Origin of the sequence: Streptomyces sp. NPDC058157 (assembly GCF_042884105.1) — a bacterium.
Taxonomy (GTDB): Bacteria; Actinomycetota; Actinomycetes; order Streptomycetales; family Streptomycetaceae; genus Streptomyces.
On the sequence record NZ_JBHVUQ010000371.1, the window covers coordinates 1 to 3,056 of the forward strand.

3 protein-coding genes are annotated in these 3,056 nt (G+C 71.4%); all 3 read left to right on the forward strand.

Going from position 1 to position 3,056, the window contains the following annotated elements; all coding sequences use genetic code 11:
* Window positions 1–110 precede the first annotated feature (110 nt).
* Window positions 111–881, forward strand: coding sequence for a glycerophosphodiester phosphodiesterase family protein (locus ACFVXK_RS37890; protein WP_389621732.1), 771 nt, complete (start codon window positions 111–113; stop codon window positions 879–881).
* Window positions 882–948: 67 nt separating this feature from the next.
* Window positions 949–2,331 carry an MFS transporter gene (locus ACFVXK_RS37895; RefSeq protein WP_389621735.1) on the forward strand — a complete coding sequence of 461 codons (1,383 nt, stop codon included), beginning with the start codon at window positions 949–951 and terminating at the stop codon, window positions 2,329–2,331.
* 301 nt (window positions 2,332–2,632) lie between these two features.
* The gene (locus ACFVXK_RS37900) at window positions 2,633–3,007 is read left to right on the forward strand and encodes an RNA polymerase-binding protein RbpA (protein WP_007262928.1); all 375 of its coding nucleotides are present in this window, start codon (window positions 2,633–2,635) and stop codon (window positions 3,005–3,007) included.
* Window positions 3,008–3,056 lie beyond the last annotated feature (49 nt).

Here is a 3,056-nt window from a genome sequence, read left to right on the forward strand (position 1 = left end):
GGTGGGTCCTGCGGACCGTCCGCCGCGCCCCGGACGGGGGGCGGGGGGCGTTCACCGGCCGTCCACGTCGCCGCTCCCGCCCCACGGGACCCAGCGTGCATACTGCGGCCGTGACTGACGTACGCCGACCCCACCCCTATCTGGACCACCCGGCCCCGATCCCCTTCGCCCACCGGGGCGGGGCCGCGGACGGGCTGGAGAACACCGCCGCCGCCTTCCGCCGGGCGGCCGCGGCGGGCTACCGGTATTTCGAGACCGACGTGCACGCGACGGCCGACGGGAAGCTGGTGGCCTTCCACGACGCGACCCTGGACCGGGTCACCGATGCCACGGGCCGGATCCGCGAGCTGTCGTGGAGCCGGGTGCGCGAGGCCCGGGTGGCGGGGAGCGAGCCGCTGGCGCTGTTCGAGGAGCTGCTGGAGGAGTTCCCGGACGCCCGCTGGAACGTGGACGTGAAGGACGAGTCGGCCCTGCACCCGCTGGTGAACCTCATCGCGCGGGCCGGGGTCTGGGACCGGGTGTGCGTGGGCTCCTTCTCGGAGAGCCGGGTGGCCCGGGCGCAGAAGATCGCCGGGCCCCGGCTGGCGACCTCGTACGGGGTGCGGGGCGTGCTCGCGCTGCGGCTGCGCTCGTGGGCGGTCCCGGCGGCCCTGCGGGCGGGGGCGGTGGCGGCCCAGGTGCCGGAGACCCAGGCGGGCATCCGGGTGGTGGACCGGCGGTTCGTACGGACCGCGCACGAGCGGGGACTCCAGGTGCACGTCTGGACCGTGAACGAACCGGAACGTATGGAGGCTCTCCTCGACCTGGGTGTCGATGGCATCATGACCGACCGGATCGACACTTTGCGCACGGTGCTGGACCGGCGCGGGGCCTGGGCCTGACGGGCCCGAGGGCCGCCGTGCCCGGTGCGGCGGCCGGCGTTCTACGGGGAACGGCAAGGGGGCGCTCATGACCGAGCGTACGGAAAACGAAGCGGAATCCGGCGCGGAGGGCGGCAGAGGCCCCGGCGACGGGGCCGCCGCGCGGCGGCGCGAACAGCACGGCTGGTACTTCTACGACTTCGCCTGCTCGGTCTACTCGACCAGCGTGCTCACGGTGTTCCTCGGCCCTTACCTGACGGCGGTGGCCAAGGCCGCGGCCGACGCCGAGGGCTACGTCCACCCGCTGGGCATACCGGTGCGGGCCGGGTCGTTCTTCGCGTACACGGTGTCCCTGTCGGTGATCCTGGCCGTGCTGGTGATGCCGCTGGCCGGCGCCGCGGCGGACCGGACCGGGCGCAAGAAGCCGCTCCTGGCGGCCGCCGCGTACACGGGGGCGGCGGCGACGACCGGGATGTTCTTCCTGGACGGGCACCGCTACCTGCTGGGCGGGTTCCTGCTGGTGGTCGCGAACGCCTCGCTGGCGGTCTCGATGGTGCTCTACAACGCCTTCCTGCCGCAGATCTCCACCCCGGACGAGCGGGACACGGTCTCCTCGCGGGGCTGGGCCTTCGGCTACACCTCGGGGGCGTTCGTGCTCGTGCTGAACCTGGTGCTGTTCCAGGGGCACGACTCCTTCGGGCTCTCCGAGGGCGCGGCGGTGCGGATCTGCCTGGCCTCGGCGGGGCTGTGGTGGGGGGCCTTCGCGATCATCCCGCTGCGCCGGCTGCGGGACCGGGCGGTGGTCCGGGAGGCGGGCGCGGCCGCGGCGGTCAGCGGCTGGCGGCAGCTGGTGGCCACGCTCAAGGACATGCGGCGCTATCCGCTGACCCTGTCGTTCCTGCTCGCGTACCTGGTCTACAACGACGGCGTCCAGACGGTGATCTCGCAGGCCTCGGTGTACGGCTCGGAGGAGCTCCAGCTGGAGCAGTCCACGCTGATCGTGGCCGTGCTGCTGGTCCAGGTCCTGGCGGTGGTCGGGGCGCTGGCGATGGGCCGGCTGGCGGTCGCCTACGGGGCGAAGCGGACGATCCTCGGCTCACTGGCCGCGTGGGGGCTGACGCTGGGGGCCGGGTACTTCCTGCCGGCCAGGACCCCGGTGTGGTTCTTCGCGCTCGCCGCGATGATCGGGCTGGTGCTGGGCGGCAGCCAGGCGCTGTCGCGCTCGCTGTTCTCGCACCTGGTCCCGGCGGGCAAGGAGGCGGAGTACTTCTCGGCCTACGAGATGAGCGACCGGGGGCTGAGCTGGGTGGGACCGCTGGTTTTCGGGCTGACGTACCAGGTCACGGGCAGCTACCGGGACGCGATCATCTCGCTGGTGGTCTTCTTCGCACTGGGTTTCGCCCTGCTCGCGCGAGTGCCGGTGCGGCGCGCGGTGGAGGCGGCGGGCAATCCTGTTCCGGTGCGCGTCTGAGCCGGGATCCGTCCGGACTCGTGAACGAGTTCCGAACGAATTTCGACGTTATGGCGATCGGCCGGTAGTGTACGCCTTTGGCCTGCCAGGCGGACCGTTACTGCGCGTTCACGGAGTAGAGACGTTGGGTGACATCTGCTGCCAGATGTGACAAAACGGGCACTGGTGGGTACAACAAGGGGCGGCACGACGGGCGACGCATTGACCCGGAGCGGGAATCTATACCGCCGACCGGACGTTGACCGGATGACGACGACAGCGACACCTGTCCTGTGGGCGACAAGCCCGGGAGGCACGATTCATGAGTGAGCGAGCTCTCCGCGGTACGCGGCTCGTGGTTACCAGCTACGAGACGGACCGCGGCATCGATCTGGCCCCGCGCCAGGCGGTGGAGTACGCATGCCAGAACGGACATCGATTTGAGATGCCGTTCTCGGTTGAGGCAGAGATTCCGCCGGAGTGGGAGTGCAAGGCGTGCGGCGCCATGGCACTCCTGGTGGACGGGGACGGGCCCGAAGAGAAGAAGGGCAAGCCTGCGCGAACGCACTGGGACATGCTCATGGAGCGGCGCACCCGCGAGGAGCTGGAGGAGGTGCTGGCCGAACGGCTGGCCGTCCTTCGTTCCGGCGCCATGAACATCGCCGTGCACCCGCGCGACAGCCGCAAGTCCGCCTGACCCGCGGACGCAGTACGAGCCGAGGGGCCCCGCCACATCAGTGGCGGGG

Bases quoted from the DNA above. Each gene is read 5' to 3' on its own strand.
- ACFVXK_RS37895 (WP_389621735.1), top strand. From the start codon at position 949: ATGACCGAGCGTACGGAAAACGAAGCGGAATCCGGCGCGGAGGGCGGC.
- ACFVXK_RS37900 (WP_007262928.1), top strand. From the start codon at position 2,633: ATGAGTGAGCGAGCTCTCCGCGGTACGCGGCTCGTGGTTACCAGCTAC.